Origin of the sequence: Neorhizobium galegae (genome assembly GCF_017877055.1) — a bacterium.
In the GTDB taxonomy this organism is placed as follows: Bacteria; Pseudomonadota; Alphaproteobacteria; order Rhizobiales; family Rhizobiaceae; genus Neorhizobium; species Neorhizobium galegae_D.
The window spans coordinates 1,175,174-1,195,676 of record NZ_JAGIPG010000002.1 but is presented as its reverse complement, the minus strand read 5'-3'; the positions used below and the strand labels follow the sequence as shown (position 1 = coordinate 1,195,676).

The 20,503-nt window shown below is 63.0% G+C and carries 26 protein-coding genes; 11 read left to right on the top strand and 15 right to left on the bottom strand.

Annotation, left to right across the window (positions count from 1 at the left end; genetic code table 11):
- Positions 1–19 precede the first annotated feature (19 nt).
- On the top strand, positions 20–2,233 hold the full coding sequence (locus J2857_RS16235; protein ID WP_210011133.1) for a transglycosylase domain-containing protein: 2,214 nt from the start codon (positions 20–22) through the stop codon (positions 2,231–2,233).
- On the opposite strand, the gene J2857_RS16230 is transcribed toward J2857_RS16235, so the two are convergent.
- Positions 2,214–2,693, bottom strand: coding sequence for a hypothetical protein (locus J2857_RS16230; protein ID WP_210011132.1), 480 nt, complete (start codon positions 2,691–2,693; stop codon positions 2,214–2,216). The genes J2857_RS16235 and J2857_RS16230 overlap by 20 nt on opposite strands.
- A gap of 377 nt (positions 2,694–3,070) precedes the next feature.
- Here J2857_RS16230 and J2857_RS16225 point away from each other — a divergent pair, with 377 nt between their 5' ends.
- On the top strand, positions 3,071–3,664 hold the full coding sequence (locus J2857_RS16225) for a DUF1214 domain-containing protein (RefSeq protein WP_210011131.1): 594 nt from the start codon (positions 3,071–3,073) through the stop codon (positions 3,662–3,664).
- Between the two features lie 70 nt (positions 3,665–3,734).
- A complete protein-coding gene (locus J2857_RS16220; protein ID WP_245363383.1) occupies positions 3,735–4,349 on the top strand; it encodes a DUF1254 domain-containing protein in 615 nt (204 codons plus the stop codon).
- A gap of 14 nt (positions 4,350–4,363) precedes the next feature.
- Here J2857_RS16220 and J2857_RS16215 read toward each other — a convergent pair whose 3' ends face one another.
- Entirely contained in the window at positions 4,364–4,540 is a 177-nt protein-coding gene (locus J2857_RS16215) for a hypothetical protein (protein WP_210011129.1), read from the bottom strand.
- Positions 4,541–5,203: 663 nt separating this feature from the next.
- On the opposite strand from J2857_RS16215, the gene J2857_RS16210 reads away from it, so the two are divergent.
- Entirely contained in the window at positions 5,204–6,244 is a 1,041-nt protein-coding gene (locus tag J2857_RS16210) for a DUF2336 domain-containing protein (protein ID WP_210011128.1), read from the top strand.
- A 19-nt stretch (positions 6,245–6,263) separates the two neighbouring features.
- Here the strand turns inward: J2857_RS16210 and J2857_RS16205 are convergent, their stop codons facing one another.
- Positions 6,264–6,608: a DUF1491 family protein gene (locus J2857_RS16205; protein ID WP_210011127.1), complete on the bottom strand. Its 345-nt coding sequence runs from the start codon at positions 6,606–6,608 to the stop codon at positions 6,264–6,266.
- A gap of 127 nt (positions 6,609–6,735) precedes the next feature.
- Here J2857_RS16205 and J2857_RS16200 point away from each other — a divergent pair, with 127 nt between their 5' ends.
- The 3 genes from J2857_RS16200 to J2857_RS16190 all read left to right on the top strand — a co-directional run bounded on the left by J2857_RS16200 (position 6,736) and on the right by J2857_RS16190 (position 8,251).
- Positions 6,736–7,071: a GIY-YIG nuclease family protein gene (locus J2857_RS16200; RefSeq protein ID WP_210011126.1), complete on the top strand. Its 336-nt coding sequence runs from the start codon at positions 6,736–6,738 to the stop codon at positions 7,069–7,071.
- 114 nt (positions 7,072–7,185) lie between these two features.
- Positions 7,186–7,353, top strand: a complete 168-nt coding sequence (locus J2857_RS16195) for a Thivi_2564 family membrane protein (protein WP_007772654.1) — start codon at positions 7,186–7,188, stop codon at positions 7,351–7,353.
- 259 nt (positions 7,354–7,612) lie between these two features.
- Positions 7,613–8,251, top strand: a complete 639-nt coding sequence (locus tag J2857_RS16190) for a hypothetical protein (protein WP_210011125.1) — start codon at positions 7,613–7,615, stop codon at positions 8,249–8,251.
- Between the two features lie 206 nt (positions 8,252–8,457).
- Here J2857_RS16190 and J2857_RS16185 read toward each other — a convergent pair whose 3' ends face one another.
- The 3 genes from J2857_RS16185 to J2857_RS16175 all read right to left on the bottom strand — a co-directional run bounded on the left by J2857_RS16185 (position 8,458) and on the right by J2857_RS16175 (position 11,277).
- Entirely contained in the window at positions 8,458–9,399 is a 942-nt protein-coding gene (locus J2857_RS16185; RefSeq protein ID WP_210011124.1) for a peptidoglycan-binding domain-containing protein, read from the bottom strand.
- Entirely contained in the window at positions 9,371–10,870 is a 1,500-nt protein-coding gene (locus tag J2857_RS16180; protein ID WP_210011123.1) for a sensor histidine kinase, read from the bottom strand. The genes J2857_RS16185 and J2857_RS16180 overlap by 29 nt, the downstream gene beginning before the upstream one ends.
- 182 nt (positions 10,871–11,052) lie before the next feature.
- Positions 11,053–11,277, bottom strand: coding sequence for a hypothetical protein (locus J2857_RS16175; protein WP_210011122.1), 225 nt, complete (start codon positions 11,275–11,277; stop codon positions 11,053–11,055).
- Positions 11,278–11,372: 95 nt separating this feature from the next.
- Between J2857_RS16175 and J2857_RS16170 the strand changes: the two genes are divergently transcribed.
- On the top strand, positions 11,373–11,780 hold the full coding sequence (locus tag J2857_RS16170; protein ID WP_210011699.1) for a DUF5330 domain-containing protein: 408 nt from the start codon (positions 11,373–11,375) through the stop codon (positions 11,778–11,780).
- A 219-nt stretch (positions 11,781–11,999) separates the two neighbouring features.
- Complete coding sequence (locus tag J2857_RS16165) at positions 12,000–12,422, top strand: SufE family protein (protein ID WP_210011121.1); 423 nt, start codon at positions 12,000–12,002, stop codon at positions 12,420–12,422.
- Here J2857_RS16165 and J2857_RS16160 read toward each other — a convergent pair.
- The gene (locus tag J2857_RS16160; RefSeq protein WP_210011120.1) at positions 12,406–13,026 is read right to left on the bottom strand and encodes a TetR/AcrR family transcriptional regulator; all 621 of its coding nucleotides are present in this window, start codon (positions 13,024–13,026) and stop codon (positions 12,406–12,408) included. The two genes, J2857_RS16165 and J2857_RS16160, sit on opposite strands and share 17 nt — an antisense overlap.
- 157 nt (positions 13,027–13,183) lie before the next feature.
- On the opposite strand from J2857_RS16160, the gene J2857_RS16155 reads away from it, so the two are divergent.
- The gene (locus J2857_RS16155; RefSeq protein ID WP_210011119.1) at positions 13,184–13,945 is read left to right on the top strand and encodes an SDR family NAD(P)-dependent oxidoreductase; all 762 of its coding nucleotides are present in this window, start codon (positions 13,184–13,186) and stop codon (positions 13,943–13,945) included.
- Positions 13,946–14,042: 97 nt separating this feature from the next.
- Here the strand turns inward: J2857_RS16155 and J2857_RS16150 are convergent, their stop codons facing one another.
- Complete coding sequence (locus tag J2857_RS16150) at positions 14,043–14,636, bottom strand: NADPH-dependent FMN reductase (protein WP_210011118.1); 594 nt, start codon at positions 14,634–14,636, stop codon at positions 14,043–14,045.
- A gap of 127 nt (positions 14,637–14,763) precedes the next feature.
- Here J2857_RS16150 and J2857_RS16145 point away from each other — a divergent pair, with 127 nt between their 5' ends.
- Positions 14,764–15,087: a winged helix-turn-helix transcriptional regulator gene (locus J2857_RS16145; RefSeq protein ID WP_046607242.1), complete on the top strand. Its 324-nt coding sequence runs from the start codon at positions 14,764–14,766 to the stop codon at positions 15,085–15,087.
- 71 nt (positions 15,088–15,158) lie between these two features.
- Here J2857_RS16145 and J2857_RS16140 read toward each other — a convergent pair whose 3' ends face one another.
- The 7 genes from J2857_RS16140 to J2857_RS16110 form a co-directional block, all read right to left on the bottom strand.
- On the bottom strand, positions 15,159–15,986 hold the full coding sequence (locus J2857_RS16140; RefSeq protein ID WP_245363380.1) for a DUF6456 domain-containing protein: 828 nt from the start codon (positions 15,984–15,986) through the stop codon (positions 15,159–15,161).
- Positions 15,979–16,410 carry a helix-turn-helix domain-containing protein gene (locus J2857_RS16135; RefSeq protein ID WP_210011116.1) on the bottom strand — a complete coding sequence of 144 codons (432 nt, stop codon included), beginning with the start codon at positions 16,408–16,410 and terminating at the stop codon, positions 15,979–15,981. The genes J2857_RS16140 and J2857_RS16135 overlap by 8 nt, the downstream gene beginning before the upstream one ends.
- 311 nt (positions 16,411–16,721) lie before the next feature.
- Positions 16,722–17,153 (bottom strand): MucR family transcriptional regulator, encoded by a 432-nt coding sequence (locus J2857_RS16130; RefSeq protein ID WP_210011115.1) that lies wholly within the window; start codon positions 17,151–17,153, stop codon positions 16,722–16,724.
- A gap of 440 nt (positions 17,154–17,593) precedes the next feature.
- Positions 17,594–17,938 carry a monovalent cation/H(+) antiporter subunit G gene (gene mnhG / locus J2857_RS16125; RefSeq protein WP_210011114.1) on the bottom strand — a complete coding sequence of 115 codons (345 nt, stop codon included), beginning with the start codon at positions 17,936–17,938 and terminating at the stop codon, positions 17,594–17,596.
- A complete protein-coding gene (locus J2857_RS16120; RefSeq protein ID WP_210011113.1) occupies positions 17,935–18,339 on the bottom strand; it encodes a cation:proton antiporter in 405 nt (134 codons plus the stop codon). Before J2857_RS16120 ends, mnhG begins: the two co-directional genes overlap by 4 nt.
- Positions 18,336–18,809, bottom strand: a complete 474-nt coding sequence (locus J2857_RS16115) for a Na+/H+ antiporter subunit E (protein WP_210011112.1) — start codon at positions 18,807–18,809, stop codon at positions 18,336–18,338. Before J2857_RS16115 ends, J2857_RS16120 begins: the two co-directional genes overlap by 4 nt.
- Entirely contained in the window at positions 18,806–20,368 is a 1,563-nt protein-coding gene (locus tag J2857_RS16110; RefSeq protein WP_210011111.1) for a Na+/H+ antiporter subunit D, read from the bottom strand. Before J2857_RS16110 ends, J2857_RS16115 begins: the two co-directional genes overlap by 4 nt.
- Between the last annotated feature and the right edge of the window lie 135 nt (positions 20,369–20,503).

The following is a 20,503-nucleotide window of genomic DNA, read 5'->3' as shown; positions in this document are numbered from 1 at the left end:
AGGGCGGGGAATTCCGAAGGTGCAGGACGAGCCAAAGTCATCAGACGACCGGCCGCGCAACAAGCGCCACCTGCTGCTGCGCATCGATTCCTGGATCGATTCCACCGTCTGGAATCTCGGTTTCCGGCTCGCCGAAATCTGGGAGGAGATCACCATCTTCTTCCGCCGTTTTCGCGTCCGCGGCTGGAAGCGCCTCGGCTTCGAACTCGCCGGCGAGGCGATGACGCTCGGCACCGCGGGTTTCGTGCTGCTCCTGGCCCTCGCCCAGCCCGCTTTCGAGGAAACCCACGAGGACTGGCGCAATCGCGGCGATTTCGCCGTCACCTTCCTCGACCGCTATGGCAGCGTCATCGGCCATCGCGGCATCATCCATGAGGACTCGGTGCCGATCGACGAATTGCCGGACCATCTGATCAAGGCGGTGCTGGCTACCGAGGACCGCCGCTTCTTCGACCATTTCGGCATCGACTTCTTCGGCCTTGCCCGCGCCATGAGCGAGAACGCCAAGGCCGGCGGCGTCGTGCAGGGCGGTTCGACGCTGACCCAGCAGCTTGCCAAGAACCTGTTCCTCACCAACGAACGGTCGATCGAACGCAAGATCAAGGAAGCCTTCCTGTCGCTGTGGCTCGAAGCCAACCTCTCCAAGAAGGAGATCCTGTCACTCTATCTCGACCGCGCCTATATGGGCGGCGGCACGTTCGGGGCGGCTGCCGCGGCACAATTCTATTTCGGCAAGAACATCGCGGAGGTGAACCTTGCCGAGAGCGCCATGCTGGCCGGCCTGTTCAAGGCGCCGGCCAAATATGCGCCGCATGTCAACCTGCCGGCCGCCCGCGCCCGCGCCAACGAGGTGCTGTCCAATCTTGTGCAGAGCGGGCTGATGACCGAGGGCCAGGTTATCGCCGCCCGCCGCAGCCCGGCGACCGTCGTCGACCGCGACGGCGCCAAGGCGCCCGACTATTTCCTCGACTGGGCCTTCGACGAAGTGCAGCGGCTGGCACAAGCCGGCAAGTTCCACGAACATTCGGTCGTGGTGCGCACGACGATCGACATGGGCCTGCAGCAGGCCTCGGAATCGGCGATGGAATCGAGCCTGCGCGAATATGGGGAGAGCTTCAAGGTGAAGCAGGGCGCCCTCGTGATGATCGAGAACGGCGGGGCCGTGCGCGCCATGGTCGGTGGCCGCGACTACGGCGAAAGCCAGTTCAACCGCGCCGCCAAGGCGCTGCGCCAGCCGGGCTCGTCCTTCAAGCTCTATACCTATTCGGCGGCGATGGAGAACGGCTTCAAGCCGGAATCGACCATCTCGGACGCGCCGATCACCTGGAACGGCTGGTCGCCGCAGAATTACGGCCGCTCCTACAAGGGCAAGGTGACACTGCTGTCGGCGATGGCGCAATCGCTCAACACCGTGCCGGTCAGGCTCGCCAAGGATTATCTCGGGACCGACGTGATCGTGAAGACCGCCAAGGCCTTCGGTGTCGAAACGCCGCTCAGGAAGGACAAGACCATCCCGCTCGGCACGTCGGAAATGACGGTGCTCGACCAGGCGACGGGTTACGCCGTGATGCCGGCCGGCGGCATGGAATCGCGCCGCCACGGCATCGAGCAGGTTCTCGGCTACGGCGGCGACGTGCTCTACGACTTCAACCGCGACGAACGGCCGGCCAAGCGCGTGCTCTCCGAGCAGGCGACATCGTCGATGAACCGCATCCTGACGCAGATCCCGGTGATCGGCACGGCCCGCCGGGCGGCGCTCGACGGCGGCATCGTCACGGGCGGCAAGACCGGCACCTCGCAGAGCTATCGCGACGCCTGGTTCATCGGATTTACCGGCAATTACACAACCGCGGTCTGGTTCGGCAACGACGACTTCACCTCGATGAACAACATGACCGGCGGCTCGCTGCCGGCCGCGACCTTCAAGACGGTGATGGACTATGCCCATCAGGGCATCGAACTGCGTGCCATTCCCGGCATAGACAATCCGCTGCCAACCGGCGACCACAAGGGCAACGCGGTTGCCAAGAAGAAGGATGGCACCATCGATACCGGATTGCAGGCGCTCATCCGCCCGCGCTCCCTGTCGGCCGAATCCACCCGCCTGCTGCGGCAGATCGCCGGAAAGCTGAAAGAGGCTCCCCGGCTCGGACCGGCCACCGCCAAGGTCGTCGACAAGACGACGATCGGATCGGTCGCCGAGGCAAAGCCCGTCAGTTCCAAAAACCCTTGAACCCCTGGCTTCCGAGTTTGCCGCGCACGGTCGCGGCAACGCAGAGCGCCGTCACGCCTTCGTGCAGGCCGCCCTCGGTCAGCTTGCCGAAGGCGATCCGATCCCGCTCCGACAGGTCGCCGCCTGCCTGCGAAAGCCAGGCGTGAAATTCCGCGCTGCGCTCGGCCTGCGCCATCTCCTGCCCCATCAGATCGAAGAAGCGGATATAGCTGTCGACGGCGAGGTTCTTGACCGGGGGGCTCGTCCAGCTCTCCCGAGCCGGCTGGGGAAGGCAGATTTCGATACCGTCGATGATGGCGCGGCGCGCCTCCGTCGGCTGGCTTTCGGTCAGCGTCATGAAGTTGAGGGAAATGTCCTTCGGGGTCGAAGGGCCCGGCACGGGTTTCAGGTGGTAGTAGGCTCCCGAAAATCCGGCTGCCACGGCCATCAATGCACCGGTCGCCATTATCCATGTTCTCATCGTCTCTGCTCCGGAACGTTGTCGCGGGACGACGGTAGCCAAGGAATGAACCGAGCAAGACGCGGGCGGTTTTTAGTCACAGGAACCGCTCCAAACAACCTTATCAAAGGGTTAACCCTAAAGTCGAACCTGTGTGGGGATGGCACGCAAAGGCCTTGGGTGACCGACCGCGGCACAGGCGGCGGGTTTCTCGCCGTCGATCCAGCGGGGCTGGGAGGAAGGGTGGCCGGCGATTCTCCGAGGATGCACGGGGAGCGATTCGCTCCACGCCGGAAGCCACGAGGCGAGCGTGCCGGAAAGACACAGCCCACCCATTCCTTCGCACTAGAATCAATGGTAACCCTCTGGCACAGCTGTCCGAGGGCCAAAGCAAACCCGTGTTCCGTGTTCCCTTCCTCATCGCGATCGCGCTCACCATCGCCTTCGGCGGCGGGATATGGTCCACCCTCGTGGCACTGGATGCCACGATCGGTTTCGGTGCGATCAAGCTCGGCTCGTGGGAAGCCTTTCCGGACGCGCAGACCGCGCAGGCGGACCCTTACGCGAAATCGCACCGGGCCAGTGCCGGCAAGCTCATCTACGCGAGCGCCGAAGGCCTCTCCTTCATCGCTTCGGTGGACCAGGCCGGCGAGCGGCTGACCGGAAACTGCTCCTATCGCCTCATCGGCCACACGCCGCCGGCGCGTTTCTGGACACTGTTTGCCACAGCCCCCGGCGCTGCCCCGCCCTCGGCGCAATCGGACCTGCCGACCGCGCTCAATTCCCGCATCGTGCTGCGCAACAGCAGCAGCGACGGCGGTTTCGACATTGCGATTTCCGCGACCGCCAAGCCCGGCAACTGGCTGGCGGTCTCGACGCCCGGCGTGTTCCGGCTGACGCTGACGCTGTTCGACACGCCGACCGCCGGCAGTTCCGGGCTGATCGACCTCACCATGCCGCGTATCGAGAAGACCGGGTGCGGCAATGTCTAGAAGCCTTGGGTTCGGAAGTCTGCGATTTAGACGTCTGGGGTTTAGACGTCTGCGCGCGCGAGGTTTGGGGTTGAGGTCGGGGGATTTCGCGTTCCAGAAGGCCGGATCTCGTGGCTTTGCGCTGAAGGTTCTGCTGGCGGTGATCACCGGGCTCGTCGGTGCGGCGCTCCTGCACCTGATCATAGTGCTGGCCCTGCCCGATTTCAGCGAGCGGGACGCCTATACGCGGGTGCTGGCGGAAGGCGAGATTTACCGTTTCTATCGCTTAAGAGAAAAGCCGGACCGCGCCGGGCTTGCCAAGGACGATCCGTTCGTCGATGCGGCGGTCTGCGCCTTCGATATCTCGGAGGGGCCGGTGAGGCTGGCGGCCGCCAATGGCGGCGTTCCCTTCTGGTCGCTCGGCGTCTACGACCAATCATCCAACGAGGTGTTCAGCATCAATGACCGGACGTCGTCCGGCGGGGTGCTGGACGTGGTGATCGCATCACCGATGCAGCTGACGGCATTGCGCAAGGCGCTGCCTCAGGCGATTTCGCAGTCGATCCTGGTGGAAGCACGGGCGGCGGAGGGATATGTGGTCTTGAGAAGTCTCGTCCCGCAACCGAGCTTTGCGGGTATCGTGTCGCAATTCCTGAACCAGGCTACCTGCGCACCCTTCGAATGGCGCTCCCGAAGCCGGTTCTGATCTTCGTTTGCCGACTATTCGGCACGCACCGCGTGGTTTTCAGCCTTGCGGTCGCCCAGGTCTTCGAAACGTTCGTATCGCACGCCGGTGAACAGCAGAAGTTGCCCGGCGTTCTCGCTTTCGCCGATCTTGATCTGCGGCCGGCGCTGATTGTCACTGCGCCATCTGTTCAATACTACGATCTCTGCCATGCTCGTCTCCGTTTAAGGAATTCGAGACGGATGAAGACGGACCGATCTCACCCTGCCCTCTCCCAAGGGCCTGACGCTTCCCGAGACAGAAGTCCGGGCATCCGCGCCTTTCTCGCCTGTGCGCCTTTTTCGAAGGCGCAACGACATTTCCGCATGAACGGCCGGTTCCGCCTGAACCGGCCGTTATCGGAATGGCCACAGGAACGCGATGGCCAACCGGAACTTGAAAACCCGGCAAAACACACGCCGGTTACTGCCTGGATTCAGCCAGACGACCGTTAACAATGCATTACCACTAATATAGCACTTGCTACCGGTGCATGTCTGTTATCCGCCCCTAAAACGCAGAAGCACCTGTTTGGTTCACGGCCTTTGCAGGCGTCGATCGGAGCCGCAATCTCATGCCTGAAACACGGAAACTGCAAGAAATGACAGACGTATCAAAACGACCCATTTTCACAGACCGTTAACCGTCCAAGAGTTAGCATCCGGTTAAACCAAGGCGACCCCATTCTGCAGATGTTCTCACAGCTGCGTGAGCGGGCGGCGCGCCACCGGGAGTTTCCCAGGCAAGGTACGATGAGAGCGCCAGGCGAGCTTTTCCGGCACACCTGATCGGCGTTCGCACTCCGGATTTGTTTTGCGTTGATTGCGAGTTTGCCAGTGACGAATGAGTTTCGAGACCTTGAAAGGCCCCAGGCCATGCGTAAGAAGGATGTGGTGCTGATGGCCACGGTGACGAGCTTCGAAAGTCTTCCGTACCCTTCGCGGTCGGAGCTTCGACAGTTCGCCGAGCTCTTCGCCCCCTTGTTTTCCGCCTCGTCGGAAGAGGCCCGCCGCGATGCGGTCGCGGCCCTCTCCCAGTGCAAGAACATTCCCCCGGCCGTCGCCTTCTTCATCGCCAGCCAGCCGATCGCGGTTGCAGCACCGTTCCTCACCTCCTCGACCTGCCTTTCCGACGATGCGCTGATCGCAATCGCCCGCACGCAAGGGGAAGCGCATGCCCGCGCCATCGTGCGCCGCGATGCGCTGTCGCCGACGGTGATCGACGCGCTGGTGGGCTTGCGCCACGACCGCACCAAGCGCAGCGACGCGCCCGAAAACCTCGAGGCGCTCATGCCGCGCAGGCCGACGCCGGAAATGATCGACGAGGCCGAGCGCAACACGCGCGACGAACTCCTGCGCAACCGCATCAAGGCGCTTGCCGGCCATGTCGACCGGCCCGCCGCAGACCGGTTGGGCTTGCGCAATCTGTCGCCGATCCAGGAGGCGCTGCTCGTCCGCTTCGCCCGCAACCGCGAGACCGGGCTGTTTGCGACCGTGCTCGCCGATACGCTTTCCGCCAGCCACTGGCTTTCGGAACGGATCATGCTCGACATTTCCGGCCAGCAGCTCGCGGCGACGCTGAAGGGCCTGGCGATGGAAACGGAGGATGCGCTGTTCATCCTGCAGCGCCTTTACGACCATCTGGGCGCGGAACAGGACGGGGTGACGCGAGCCGCCGCACTCTGGGATGCGCTCGACGAGGACGAATGCGGCAAACGCGTCGAGGCCTGGCGCCGCGCCGACAGCTACACCTATGCCGAACCGCAGCACCAGCCGATGTTTGCCGACAACCGCGGAGACGACAGCCGCCAGCCGCGGGTGATCCGCACCACCGCCAGCGCCCGCAAGCCGCTCAACGGCCTCTACCGGGTGCGCTGACCGGTCATAGCGCGGCCGGTCAGGTGGGCTTCACCACCTCGAAGAGATCGGCGACGTCGTCGATCTCCAGTTCCAGCAGCCAGAGATCCGGATCGAAGCGCAGTTCCCGCGACAGCATCTCGCCGATCGCCTCCGGCTCCGCCCTTTCCACCCTCACCTCGAATTTGCGCCCGCCGTCGTCCTCGTCACTGAAGAAATTCTGCGGGGCCGGGGCGTAGAGCGTTTCCAGCCCGTCGCGAAAACGCTGGCGGATGAAAATCGCGCCCGCCGCCTCCGCCCCCTTCTTTTCAACGGCGGCAAAACCGCCAAGCCCGAAGACGCGGCGGATCATGGCGGAGACGACGATTTCGGATTTCAGGCGCATGGCCCCTCTTACGGCGCTTCGCGACCGGGCGCAAATTCGCCCTCGTCGAATTTTACCCGGATATAACCATTGCCATAATATTACCCGGATGATATTAGCTGCGCTTCCATCAAGGAAGGTACGGGACATGAACACCATCGACAGGAAAGCGGCGATCTCCGCCTACAAGGAACGCAAGGCTCCGGCCGGCATCTATGCGATCCGTTTCACACCCATGGGGCAGCGGTGGGTCGGCCGCTCCGGCGACCTCGACAAGATCCAGAACCGCATCTGGTTCACGCTCCGGCACGGCAGCCACGTGAGCAAGACCCTGCAGGCGACCTGGAACGCCAACCGGCCGGAGGATTTCGCGATCGAGCGGCTGGAGGAAATCGACGAGGAGCTGACCGGCTATTTGCGCGACCGGACGCTGAAGGACCGACATCTGCACTGGGCCTGGGAACTCGGCGCCGAAGCGATCTGAGCCCGCACAACGAAGCCCCTGAGAAGAAACAGGAAATCGGGCCCTTTTCTTTCTCCGAATGCACCATAATTACACATCGATGCCACACGGCATTGTTGAAAAGGAGTTTGGGGCTTGGCTACTTCCGCATTGATCAGCATTCTGATCACCTTCCTGGTGATCGTCCTGGTTCTCTATCTCGTCGCGCGCCTGCCGATCGACGGCCGCGCGAAACAGATCGCGCAGATCATCATCATCATCATCGGCATCATCTCGCTGCTGAAATATCTCGCCGTTTTCTGAGGCGATTTCAGGCGAATTGAGATATTGCTCTGATCCTCTCTCCGTTCCGGCGGGGAGAGGCACTCCCTTGAGAAGGTGGCAAATGCCGGGCGGTTGTGGGGTGACCACGGCGACCTCACGCAAATTGCGGACGCTCGAAGCGTTCTTGAAGGTCCGCTCCCGACCCGTAGGAGACGGTAGCGGCTGATCTATAATCTCCCGTAAAGTCATCCGCGGGACACGCGGCACTTCCATTGGCGGACCGTATTGGAGAGCTCAATTGCAGACGGACGACCCTCCGACCTACCGCTTCACCGCGAAAGTCCATATTCATCATAAAAGCTCGCCAGGGATCACGATGGCCTACGTCATCGACGCCCAGGGCCTTTCGGTGACGCAAGGACGGTCCGTCAGACTCGTCCCATGGACTTCGTTTCGTTTCCTGCACCTTCACGTTACGAGTGGGGTCGGCACCACTGGGTTCCCAGTCCACAGCGCGCGTTTGCGGACGCTCTTCGCATCAAGGGAGCTATCCTCGCTGGATTGGCAGGGAGAGACAGGCCTCGATCGATCCGCCGACTACGTTCGGTTCATGGAAGAACTGATTCCGTTTGCAGTCGCCCGTAACCCGCGTCTCCGCCTTCGATACGGCGGCGACCCTATGATGGAGGCGGCGGCCCCGATGGTGCTGACCTTCTTGATCCTACCGTTCGCCTTTATCCCACTTTTGATCTTCAAACCGCTCGGTGCTCTTGTTGCTGGTTGGAAAAAGCCGCTTGGCAAACTCGTGTTTGGGGCAATCAGCACGAGTTTTGGTGTAGTGCTGAACATGCTTCCCTGGTCCAGCGGTAAGCCGTTCAAGGCCGACGATCTGCCCATCGCAGAACTCCCGCCGAGATATCGGCAAGGTGGCGTCTGAAGACGTAGCGATATGCCTGCGACGAGCTTCGAGGGTGAGACGGACGGCAGCTTATCGGTTGACGATCCTTCAAACCAGACTGTCCGAAAACCACCCCATCTCAGACGAATCCAACTCAATCCTGCAATGGCCGCTTCGGGCCAAAAGCGGCGTTGTTGCACTCGCCGCACCATCAAAGGAATATCCGGGTCAATTGAGCAGACGCCCTACAGCGCGCCGATCGATTTCAGCTTCTTCAGCACCAGTTCGTCGGGCTCGCCGGTTTCGGGCAAGCGATAATGGCGCTGGAAGCGGCGGATGGCGGCCTTGGTCTGGGCGCCGGCGACACCGTCCACCCCGACATCCGCATAGGCGATGTTCGACAGGCCACGCTGGATCTGCAGCACGAGGTCGCTTGGCTGGCCGGACGCGTTCGGTTGACCGGGTGCGTTCGGCTTCTGGGAGACGGGGGTCGCCGCCGGCCGGCCGGAACTGGAGGCGGCGTTCGGGATATTGGCGGGCGGCGTCATCGCCGGCTTGCGCTCGGAGGCGCGGATTGCGGCGGCAACCGGGTCTTCGCCGCGCGCATTGGCGCTTTCGGCCGGGCGGGACGGAGAAACGGGCTTCGGCGGCAGGGCGGCGGATTGGACGGGCCTTGTCGGCGCGGCCGGGGTCGGCCTTGCCACCTCGGCAGGCTTCGGCGCCGCGGGCTGCGCCTCGTGGGGCGTTGCCGGCTGGGGACGCGGGGTCGGGGCAGCAACGGAAGGCGCGGCCGGCAGGGGTGCCGCCTGTACTGGCGAAGCGGTCTCGGCCGGTGCGGCCGCGGGTGCTGCGGCCGGAGCCGGCGTTACGGCATTCGGGTCGGCGCGCTCGATGCGGAACGTCGTGACATCGGCGGGTGCGGTGCGTCTTGCCGGGCGATAACCGGCGATCTGATTCGGGTTCTTGGAATCGCGGGTGGCGAGGAACGGCGACGGATGGCCGCCCGGCTGGTACCAGAGCGCATTGGCCGCGACGAAGGAGAAGACTATGCCGAAGGCAGCGCAGCCGAACAGGGTCTTCGGCCGGCGCGCGGCAGCCCGCGCTCCGGCCAGCAGCAGGTTCGACAGAATGCCCGGTTGCTTGACAGGTTTTTTCCTGTCAGGCGATTTTCGCTTCCGCGCGGTCATCGATAAAATCCTGTTCGTCCATCATGGCCGCATGCCGGGCTGCCCTCAGCCGCGGCGGGAATTCGACTTTGTCCTCCCGGGAGTCATCCCGTTTTCCTTCGACGCCCGAACCGTCTGCCGGCAGGGAGATCGTCACCACGGTCCCCTCGCCCGGACGGCTGGTGATCGTAAAACGACCCCCGTGCAGCGCCACCAGGCCTTTTACCAGAGAAAGCCCGAGACCGGTACCTTCGTAGGTGCGGGTATAGGCGTTTTCCACCTGCATGAACGGCTGGCCGATATATTGCAGCTTTTCGGCCGCGATGCCGATGCCGGTGTCGCTGACGGAAATCTTGACCTCATCGCCCTCCAGCATGGCGTCGATCGACACGACGCCGCCGGGGCCGGTGAACTTGATCGCATTGCCGGTCAGGTTGATGAGGATCTGCTGCACGGCGCGGCGGTCGGCGACCACTTCGCCGAGCCCGCGCGGGGCGCGGCTGGTGAGCGTCACGCCCTTTTCGCGGGCCGTGAGATCGAGCATGGCACGGCAGGTTTCCACGGCTTCTGCGATGGCGAAGGGCTCAGTGAGCAGTTCGTAACGGCCAGCCTCGATCTTCGACATGTCGAGCATGGTGTTGACGACGGACAGGAGATGGCCGCCGGACTGGCGGATCAGCCCGACATATTCGCGCTGGCGGTCGTTTTCGAGCCTGCCGAAATATTCGCCGGCGAGCACGTCGGAAAAACCGAGAATGGCATTGAGCGGGGTACGCAGTTCGTGGCTGACGGCCGCGAGGAACCTCGACTTCGCCTCATGGGCGGAACGCGCCTCGGCGATATGGGCGGCTGCTTCCGAACGAAGATGCTCCTCCTCCGACATGTCGCGCGCCTGCGCCAGGACGTAGAGGAGTTCCCCCTCGCCGTCGCGGATGGCGGTCATGTCGAGACGAACGGACAGGAACTGGCGGCCGGCGGCCGAGAACGGCCGCTCGATGCGGATATCGGCGACGGCGCTTGGCACGCCCTGGCGCAGCATGTCGAAAGCCTGGACGAGGCCGATCCGGTCGGACACGTGGACGCGCTCGGCGAGCGGCTCGCCGGCCATCTCGCGCAGGCTTGGCGGAAACAGATGCTGATCGCGGCCGCCGGTCTTCACCAGCAGGCCATGCGGATCGAGAATGAGCGACAGGCCCGGCATCGCATCGAAGGCAACGTCTTCCGGCGGCGGCGCGGCAACGGAGGCCACGGCATGGCGCGGAAAAGCAAAGGAGGCGGCCGCGGCCAGAAGGAAGAGCGACAGCACCAGCGCGACACCGACGGGCAGAGCCAGCGCCGGCGGCAGGAGCAGCGCCAGTGCCGGCGGCATGGTGACGAATGCGCCAAGGCCACAGAACACGAGGCGGCGGAACTGGGCAATTTCACCGGGGCGTGCGGTCGCGCCCTCGCCGAGGCGCGACAGCCAGCGGCTTGCGGTCTCATCGACCAGCATGACCGCCTTTCCGGCAATGTTACTCAATACGCGCACGCAAAACCCTGCACAGACTCGTTTATCGAAGCCGACAATAGGCCTCCGTGGCTTAAGGAAAGGATAAAAACAGGGGGTGGCGGAAGTCCCGCAATAGGTCAAAATCCGGCTTTGGGACAGAAGGGGCAAGCCTTCTCAGCTTGTGGTTAACGCGACGTAAGCGGCGGATTTGCTTTGATTTTTCCTTTTGCGTTAACCTTTGTGGCAAACCGGCGCCCAACAAAGCCCGGGGTTTCGGGCGGACTGCCGCAATTATGCTTAACATCGATCGCTAAAATTCGATCCAAGTTCGCGACAAAGGCGCTGAAAATGCGGATATTTCGCATTTTAGGCAAATTTGCCGAAAAGCCGAACGATCCCGTCAAAGCCATATTTGCTTCCCGGCGGTACAACCATGTTCAAGACCGGCACAGATCCGGCGGCCCGCTCAAAGACCCAGGAGCGGGAAAAACAGGTGGATAGAGCGATGTGGTTTCTCATCAAGGGAAGTATGTGGTTCGCAGCGGTGCTGGTGGTGCTCTCCTACTTCAGCAGCAAGCCGGCGACCGAGACCGAGGGGCTTTCGCCTTTGCAGGTCAGCAATGCCTTTTCGGCCGCGACCGAAGCCTATCAATATGTGAGCGCCATCTGCACCGAGAAGCCTGAGGTCTGCGAAAAGGGTGCCGAGACATTCTCGGCGCTCGGCACGCGGGCAAGGCAAGGCGCCCAGGTCGCCTTCGAGCTGCTCGACAAGCAGTTCGGCGACAAGGGCAAGGAGACGGCGATGCTCGCCGATCCGCAACCGACCCCTTTCCCGGCCAAGCAGGCCGAAACGGGAGCCGATACGATTTTCACCGGCACCGTACCGGTCCCGCAGAAACGCCCGACACATTAACTGGCACAGCCAATCCGCCTGATACCGGACGTTTCCGTCCGACTCCGAATTCCAAAGCTTGCACCGGGCTCTCATTGCCACGGTTCCCGGTGCCTGATCTGCCTGCCCTGAATTCAGCACATGCTGACGCCGTGAGGATTGAACCCCTCACGGCGCATTTTTTTCTTTTATCCGGGCCTGCAGTGCCTATATGGAGCAGATAGAAGAACCGGAGCGCTTATGGCCAGCCTCAAGCAGATCATCGACGATTTCGAATACCTCGACGAGTGGGAAGACCGCTACCGTTACGTGATCGAACTCGGCAAGGCGCTGCCCGACCTTCCCGATCACCAGAAGACCGCAGAAAACAAGGTGCAGGGCTGCGCGAGCCAGGTCTGGCTGGTCAGCCATCTCGGCGACGGCAGCGCTGATCCGGTGATGACCTTCGAGGGCGATTCGGACGCCCATATCGTACGCGGCCTCGTCGCCATCGTGCTCGCCGTCTATTCCGGCAGGACCGCCTCGCAGATCGCCGCCACAGATGCCATCGAGATCTTCGACCGCATCGGCCTGGTCGAACACCTGTCGTCCCAACGTGCCAACGGGCTGCGTTCGATGGTCAAGCGGATCCGGGAAGAGGCAAGGATCAGGGTTGCGGCTTAGGGCGCAAAGCCCCATCCCCCTTCCCCGCGGGCCATGTGGCGAGCGCCTGCTCGGCAACGGCCTCCAGCGTGTCGCGGCTGAAGCCGGCCTTGGCCTGCACCGCCATGCCGTGAAGAACGGCCATCAGGAATGTCGCAAGCGTGTCGGGCCTGGCCGTCTCCGGCAGGTCACCCTCGGCCTTTGCCCGTTCGAAGCGTTCGCGCAGCTGCGCCTCGGCTTCGACCCGCGCCTCTATTAAGGCCTGCCGGACAGGCTCCGCTTCATCCGATCCCGCCAGGACACCCTGGATGCCGAGGCATCCCGTATGGTCTGGATAACGGGTGGTGAGGTCGATTGCGCCCTGGAGAGCGTGCGCCGCAACCTCGCGCGCCGTCGGGAGCTGAAGTGCATCGGGAAGATAGTCCGCATACCGCTCGTAGTAGCGTGCCAGGACCTTGCGGAAGAGCGCTTCCTTATTGCCGAACGCTGAATAGAGGGCAGGCCTCTCGACACCCGCCGCCTCGGTCAGATCAGCGTAGGAGGCGCCTTCATAGCCCTTGCGCCAGAACACGCACAACGCCGCGTCGAGCGCTTTCTCCACGTCAAATTCGCGATGGCGTCCCATCAGCCCTGCTCAGCCTTTTTCATAATGACCGTTATTAAAGTCCCTTGACCATCATTGTCAAATTTCATACCGATTGTTATCGTAACATACGTTATGAAATTCGAGGATTGCCCGCCAGGATCGAGCGGCGCCCTCATCGAATAGAGAAAGGATACTCATGTCGAACATATTCAAGGGGAAGACCGTCCTCATTACCGGCGGTTCGCGCGGCCTTGGTGCCGCGACGGCGGAAGCGTTCGCCGATCACGGAGCTGACGTGGCGATCAGCTACGCCGCCTCGGCCGACAAGGCGAAAGCCGTCGTCGAGAAACTCAGGGCAAAGGGCGTTCGCGCGATTGCGGTCAAGAGCGACCAGGCCGACCTTTCTTCCGCAAAGCCACTGATCGACAGGGTGATGGCGGAATTCGGCAGGCTCGACATCCTCGTCAACAATGCCGGCATCGCCATCCAGGGTCAGATGGTGGACGACCCGGAACTCGACGGAGACAACTACAATCGCCAGTGGCAGGTCAACGTCCTCGGCACGATCGCCAACACCCGCGCGGCGGCGCAAAAGCTGACCGACGGCGGCCGGATCATCTTCGTCGGCTCCCTCCTCGGCTCCTACGTCCCCTTCCCCGGCGTCGCCGACTATACCGGGACGAAGTGGGCGCTCGCCGGCTATGCGAAGGGCATTGCGCGCGACCTTGGCCGGCGCAATATCACCGTGAACGTGGTTCAGCCGGGCATCATGCCGACGGACATGGCCGCGGACGTTGCCGGCGAGCTTCCGAACCGTGACGCCATCCTCGACATGCATCCGATCCGTCGCATCGCAACACTTGAGGAAGTGGCGGAAACCATCTGCTTCCTGGCCGGACCACATGCCGGCTACATCAACGGAGAGACCGTGAATGTAGCCGGCGGTCTCGGGATCTGAGCATCGAAGCCCGGAGCTTCGGCACAAAGGCCAGGATCGGGTCACCAGCCTAAAATCCCTGAGCTTCAAACGAAGCTCAGGGATCGGCGGCAAGGGATCAGGCTTCCGCTGCCTTGGCGGCCATTGTGGCCCTTGCCCACCAGACCAGCTCGTCGAGCGCCGTTTTGGCTGAAGGCAGCAGATTTGCCTCGATCTCCTCGATCGGCTTGTTGCCGCCTCTTGGAGCGACCGCCATGAAGTCTCCGCCGCCGATATGGACGGCGGCGTGGGTCGATACCATCTGCAGCTCGACCCCGATGCCGCGCAGGTGTTCCACGGCGCGCGACGCGCCCGTGCCGCCGTAACCGATGGCGGTAAAGGGCTTCCGGTTCCATTCCTTGTAAGCCTGGTCGAGGGCGTTCTTGAGCACGCCGGTGAGCGAGTGATTGTACTCCGCGACCACGAAGATGTAGCCGTCGAAGCGGCCGACGGTTTCCTGCCAGCGTACAGCTTCCGGATTCTGGCTCGGCATCCACATGTTCGAGGCCATCTCGTCGAAGAACGGCAGGGGATGGTCGCGCAGATCGACCAGTTCGACCTCAATGTCGTCACGCGCCTGCGCCTGCTTCAACATCCACTGTGCCGGCTTGTCGGCAAAGCGGGTGGGCCGGGTAGAGCCGATAACAACAGCGATTTTAGGCTTCGGAACCATGGTATCCTCGTGTATGTTGGTTTCTGTCCGTAACCATCTATCCGAGGATCGAGTGCCCCATCAAGAAAGCACTTTTCGGAAACCAGGTAACCACAAGGATACCGCGTCCTGCGAGCCAATCAGCCGCATGCTGGCTCGGATCAGCGACAAGTGGACGCTTCTGGTCGTGCGCGTTCTGGGGAGCGGGCCTCTTCGCTTCAACGCACTGAAGCGCGAGATCGGCGAGATCAGCCAGAAGATGCTGGCTTCCACCCTTCGCGATCTTGAGGAGAATGGTTTCGTGACGCGGACCGTCACTCCGACGACGCCTCCGCAGGTGGAGTATGCCCTGACGGACCTCGGCCGGGATTTTTGGGAGCCAGTCCAGGCGCTGGCCGACTGGACACATGCGAACTCACCCAGGATCGACGCCGCCCGCGCCGCTTATGCAGCGAAACGGGCAGCGCGCTAGGTCGGTGTTTCTGGAGCTCGCTTCGAGCCGGTCACCGAAGGCAACTGCAGCGTCAGCCTAACAAGTCTCCGTCACAGGACCGGCCGGTAATCCTCGGCTCCCCAATGATGGCTGCGGCCGCGTTTGGGCGGAGCCGGTGGCGCATAGTGGCGGGCGAGTGCGAGCAGCGCGGTGCGCAGCATGAGTTTGGCGGACCGCGCGGGCCATTGGCGTTCGCGTTCCACCGTCTCAAGACCCTTCACAAAGCAGCAGACATCCATCGCAACGCCGGAAAGTTCCGGTCCCATCGCTTCCACCGCCCTCGAAAAACGATTGCGGGCCGATATCGCGCTGTCGGCGATGTCGGCCTGGCCGCCGGCGGCGCCCTTGGCGCGGGTGGCGAGCCGCGGCTCCCAGGAGGCGGTGACGCGGGGCTGGAGCTGGCCGCGGGTGAAATCGGCAGCCAGGCGTTCACCGGCGTCCAAGGCTTCAGCCGGCAAAAAGGGTTTTCCCTCGCGGTCCTTCATCCGTGCGATCACGCCAAGCGGTGATTCCGCAAGGTTCCGGCGCACGAGCTGGCGGGCGCCGTCGATCTCGGCGGAGGTCACAACGATCTCGCCATGCTGTTCGACGAACACCTCCTCGCCCATCACCAGAGCCCGGCGCAGGAAGCTGGACGCCGCCGCACTTGCGGCAATCCTTCCGTCGGCAAGCTGCGCCAGTCCGAGCGAGCGGGCCTGCGCGATCACCGCTTCGGGATAGGTCCGCTCTTCGGCCCCGATGAGCCGGACCTCACCCGAATTACCCGCCTCGATCGCGCAATCGCCGCGAGCGAGCTGGCGGATCAGCCGCAGGAGGTGCCGTCTGAGGGCTGGATCCGCTGCCTTGTCCATCACGGATTTCCGGATAGCCTCAGTCATGGGCTACCACCTCCGACAGGCCGAAAACGGCGGTGACGATGCGTTCGACGGCCGAGACGAACTCGTCGAAGGCCAGATCATCGCGGCGATCCTCGACCACGTGGCAGGCATGGCCGACAGTGGTGCGGTCGCGGCCGAACGCCTCGCCGATGTCGCTCATCGAAATCTGGAGTGCCACATGGCAGACATACATGGCGATCTGGCGCACATGGCAGGAAAGCCGGCGCCGGTCGCGGCGAAGCATCACCCGGTCGCCAAAAAGCAGGACAAGCTCGGAGACCATCTGGCGGACGATGCGGCAGGCGCTCCTGAGAGGCAGGCTAGCTGGAAGCTTCGGCGAACCGGCCGTATCCACCGGCACGGGCGGGGAAAACGGCAAAGGGGAAGGCAGGGCGGAGGGCTCGAAATATCTCTCGAAAGGCATGACAACTCCTCAATTAATAGGAATTAATTCATACACCCTAGAGCAAAGACGGGGATGATGAAAACTGCCTCCGCGCGATTACGCGCTGAAACTGTTGATAATTTCTACAAGTCCCCGAAAGATAATGGGATTTTTTTCCTCTATCCATCCCCATGACGTCCGCTTTAAAAAAGAAAAACCGGGCACTTGATCGGCCCGGTTCTTTATCCACATCTCTAATTCGATGCCAAAACCAGCCACCCGCCGCTGTCGCGATCGGTCCTCATCGGGCTGGTCTCAAATCCTCCCTGCCATATCGGGCGTCGCCCGGATCAGGCCTTGCCGCGCTTGCGGCGCTGGCCGAGACCCATTTCCTTGGCGAGCCTGGAGCGGGCTTCCGCATAGGCGGGCGCCACCATCGGATAGTCGGCCGGCAGGCCCCACTTCTCGCGATATTCTTCCGGCGTCATGTTGTAGTGGGTCATCAAATGCCGCTTCAGCGACTTGAACTTCTGCCCGTCCTCCAGGCAGATGAGATAGTCGTCCTCGATCGATTTCTTGATCGGGACCGGGGGCTTTGGCTTTTCGATGGCTACGACAACCGGTGCCGGAGAAGAGGTGTTGCTCAACGCCGAATGCACGTCCGCGATCAAATTCGAAAGATCGCTGACGGGCACCACATGGTTGCTCACATAGGCGGCCACAATATCTGCGGTCAGCTCTACCAGCAGATCCGGGCTTTTGCCCAATGCGATGTCTGTCATTTCCTGTCTCCTGTTTAAGTGACTGGCTGGCCCCGCGACCTCCGCGACACCTGCCCGTTCGTAGAGTCTTCCCGGAGAAAACCTATGCCGCCCCGCCGTCTTGCGACCGAAGCCTACCCCTAAGCTTCATGCGGAAAAGAAAACGGTTCACGCCGGATGTTGCGTTCGATTAAAACCTGCCCGCGTGGGTAAACGGCGTTGATCATTCTTCAACTCGAAGAACTTGCCGACTTTACCGAATTGCCCGAGGGAACGCCTAATCTAGAACAACATCTGCACTCTACTTGTAATGAAGTACCACTGCTTCGCTTCATCTCCAAGTGCGAATTTCGCTGGTTACCAGCCTTTCTGCCGCCTATATCGCCCCTACATCAGCTTTACTGACGAATAGATGGGCATTTGCTCAGGCGTCACAGCGTTATAACTCGGCTCAGAAAGGATTATATTCGCTTATCATAATCCTTCATTTCATCCCGGACTGACTCAGCGTAAAGTGGATAGCCAACCTTGTGCGCCGCCATAGCGAGCAGATGCGCCGAAACCGGGGCCGTTAAAACAAAGAAAAAGAAGCCTGCAAGCGCCCTTGCAAAAGTCGGCAGGTCGCCCGCATGAACGCCGACTGCCAGCAGCAGCAGGCCCGAACCGACCGTGCCGGCCTTGGACGCCGCGTGCATGCGGGTATAGAGGTCCGGCAGACGATTGAGGCCGATCGCCGCCACGAGCGCGAACCCTGCGCCGCCAAGAATCAGAAGAGCGGTCGTCGCGGCCAGTAGAATGTCCATCATTTCTTTGCCTTCCGCCGGACGGCCGGCCCGGTGCCGGATGAGCGCCTTGCTGCGGATCTGCGCCGCGGTTCGGGCACCGACGCCGTGAAGGTCTTCATCATGTCTCCCTTCGGCGCCCCCCTGTTCCCGCGCGACAGGATGAACCGCGCAAAGGCGACGGTGGCGAGGAAGCCGACAAGGCCGAGCGAGATGGCGATATCGATATAGAGCGTGAAGCCGGTGCGGATGGCGATCAGCGCGATGAAGCCTATGACGATCCCCGTCAGCATGTCGAGCGCCACGACCCGGTCGGGAAGCGTCGGCCCCTTGATCACCCGCCAGACGGTGAGCAGGAAGGAGACACAGAGCACCACGAGCGCCAACCAGACCGCATAGGAGATGATGACTTGCGCCACCGTCATCGGAACGCCTCCATGATCTTGCGCTCGAAACCATTGGCGATATCCCGTTTCGTGGCTTCGATATCGGAACAATCGATCGCGTGGACGAACAGCGTTTTGCGGTCCTCGGAGACGTCGACCGACAGCGTGCCGGGCGTCAGCGTGATGAGGTTGGCAAGCAGGGTGATCTCGAAATCGCGGGTGACGGTCAGCGGGAAGGCGAAGATGCCGGGCTTCAGGTCCATGCGCGGGCTGACGACCAGTACCGCCACCTTCCAGGCCGACAGCGCCAGTTCCTTCAGGAACAGCGCGAGCAGCGACAGGATGCGGCCGAGCCGCCGCCAATAGCCGCGGGCACCCATCTCGTCGCGGACGACCCAGAGCACCAGCGTCGACAGCGCAAACCCGAAGATCAGGTTGTGCAGCGTGGCGCTGCCGGTGACCGCGACCCAGACCACGGCAAAGACCAGGGACAGGATATAGGTGATCATCGCGCTGCCCCTCCCGGGAAGACCGACTGGATATAGGCCGCCGGTTCGCCGAGCCCCTCCGCCGCCGTCTGGGCCAGACCGAGCAGCGGTTCCGGCAGCAGGCCGAAAAGGACGACGAGCCCTGTCAGGCAGCCGAGCGGCAGGGCGATACGCCAATCGACGGCCGAGCCGCCCGGAGCGGCGGCCTCGGGGACAGGTTCGGGCTGCGGCCGCCAAAAGGCAAGCAGGAAGACGCGGGCGAGCGCCAGCGTGATCAGGAAGGCGGAGACGAGGATCGCGGCGGCCAGCCACCAGGCGCCGATATCGAGCGAAGCTTTCAGCAGCGCCACCTTGGGCCACAGGCCCGACAGCGGCGGCAGGCCGGATGCGGCCAGGAACAGCAGGAAGGCGGCGCCCGAAAACCACGGCGCCTTCCGGTAGAGCCCACCGAGGCCGGAGAGCGCCCAGGTGCCGCCGAGCCGGCCGACTTCGCCCGCCACCAGATAAAGCGCGGTCATGGTCACCACCGAATGCAGCGCGTAGAGGATCGCGCCGCTGACGGCCGCCGGCGTGCCGATCGCGACGCCCGCCATCATGTTGCCGATGCCGGCGATGACCACGTAACCGACGAGCCTGCGGATATCGTTCTGCGCCAGCGCGCCGAGCGCGCCGACCAGCATGGTGAGAGCCGCCGACAGGGCGACGATCAGGCTCAACGCCTCGCGCTCGACCGGAAAGAGCATGATGGTGACGCGGATCAGCGAATAGATGCCGACCTTGGTGAGCAACCCGCCGAACAGCGCCGATACGGTGACGCGCGGCGTGTGATAGGAGGCCGGCAGCCAGAAATTCACCGGAAAGGCGGCAGCCTTCATCGCAAACGCCAGGATGAACAGCGCCGTCAGCGTCGTCAGCGGTGCGGTCTCGCGCAGGCCTGCCGCCTTGCGGGCGATATCGGCCATGTTGAGCGTGCCGAATATCGCATAGAGGTAACCGACCGCGATCAGGAACAGCGTCGTGCCGATCAGGTTGAGGACCGCGTATTTCAGCGCGCCGTCGATCTGCTCCGGCTCGGAGCCGAGGATCAGGAGGCCGAAGGACGAGATCAGCAGAACCTCGAACCAGACATAGAGGTTGAAGATGTCGCCGGTCAGGAACGCTCCCGTGACGCCGGCCATCAGCAGCATCAGGAACGGGTAGAAGCCGTAGCGCCGGCCGCTGGCGTCGATATCGCTGAGCGCGAATATGCCGGCGGCAAGGGCGACGATGGCCGCCGCAAGCGCCATGACCGCGCCGAAAAGGTCGGCGGTAAAGGCGATGCCGAAGGGCGGCAGCCAGCGGCCCATCACCATGGTGACCGGGCCGTGGGTCCAGACGCGCCAGAGTAGACCGGCATCGAGGATGACGAGAAGTGCCAACCCGGCAATCGCGATGCCGCCATGCAGGCGGACGGACTTGCGCACCATCATCAGCACGGCACCGAGGCCGATCATCAGCGCGACGGGGAGAACCACCAGCCAGTCGGCCAGCGGCGGGGCGGAGAGGATCAGGGCTGCGGAGAGGTCGATGGGGGCGGCCATCAGTGGATGCCTCCTGTCCTGCCAACCAATATGGCCGCGGTATCTTCCTTTGCCAGGCTGGCTACTGAGGCCAAGATGCCTTCCTCTGCGCGGACGGATGTCGTCGAAGCCGGGCCACCCCCCTCTGCCCTGCCG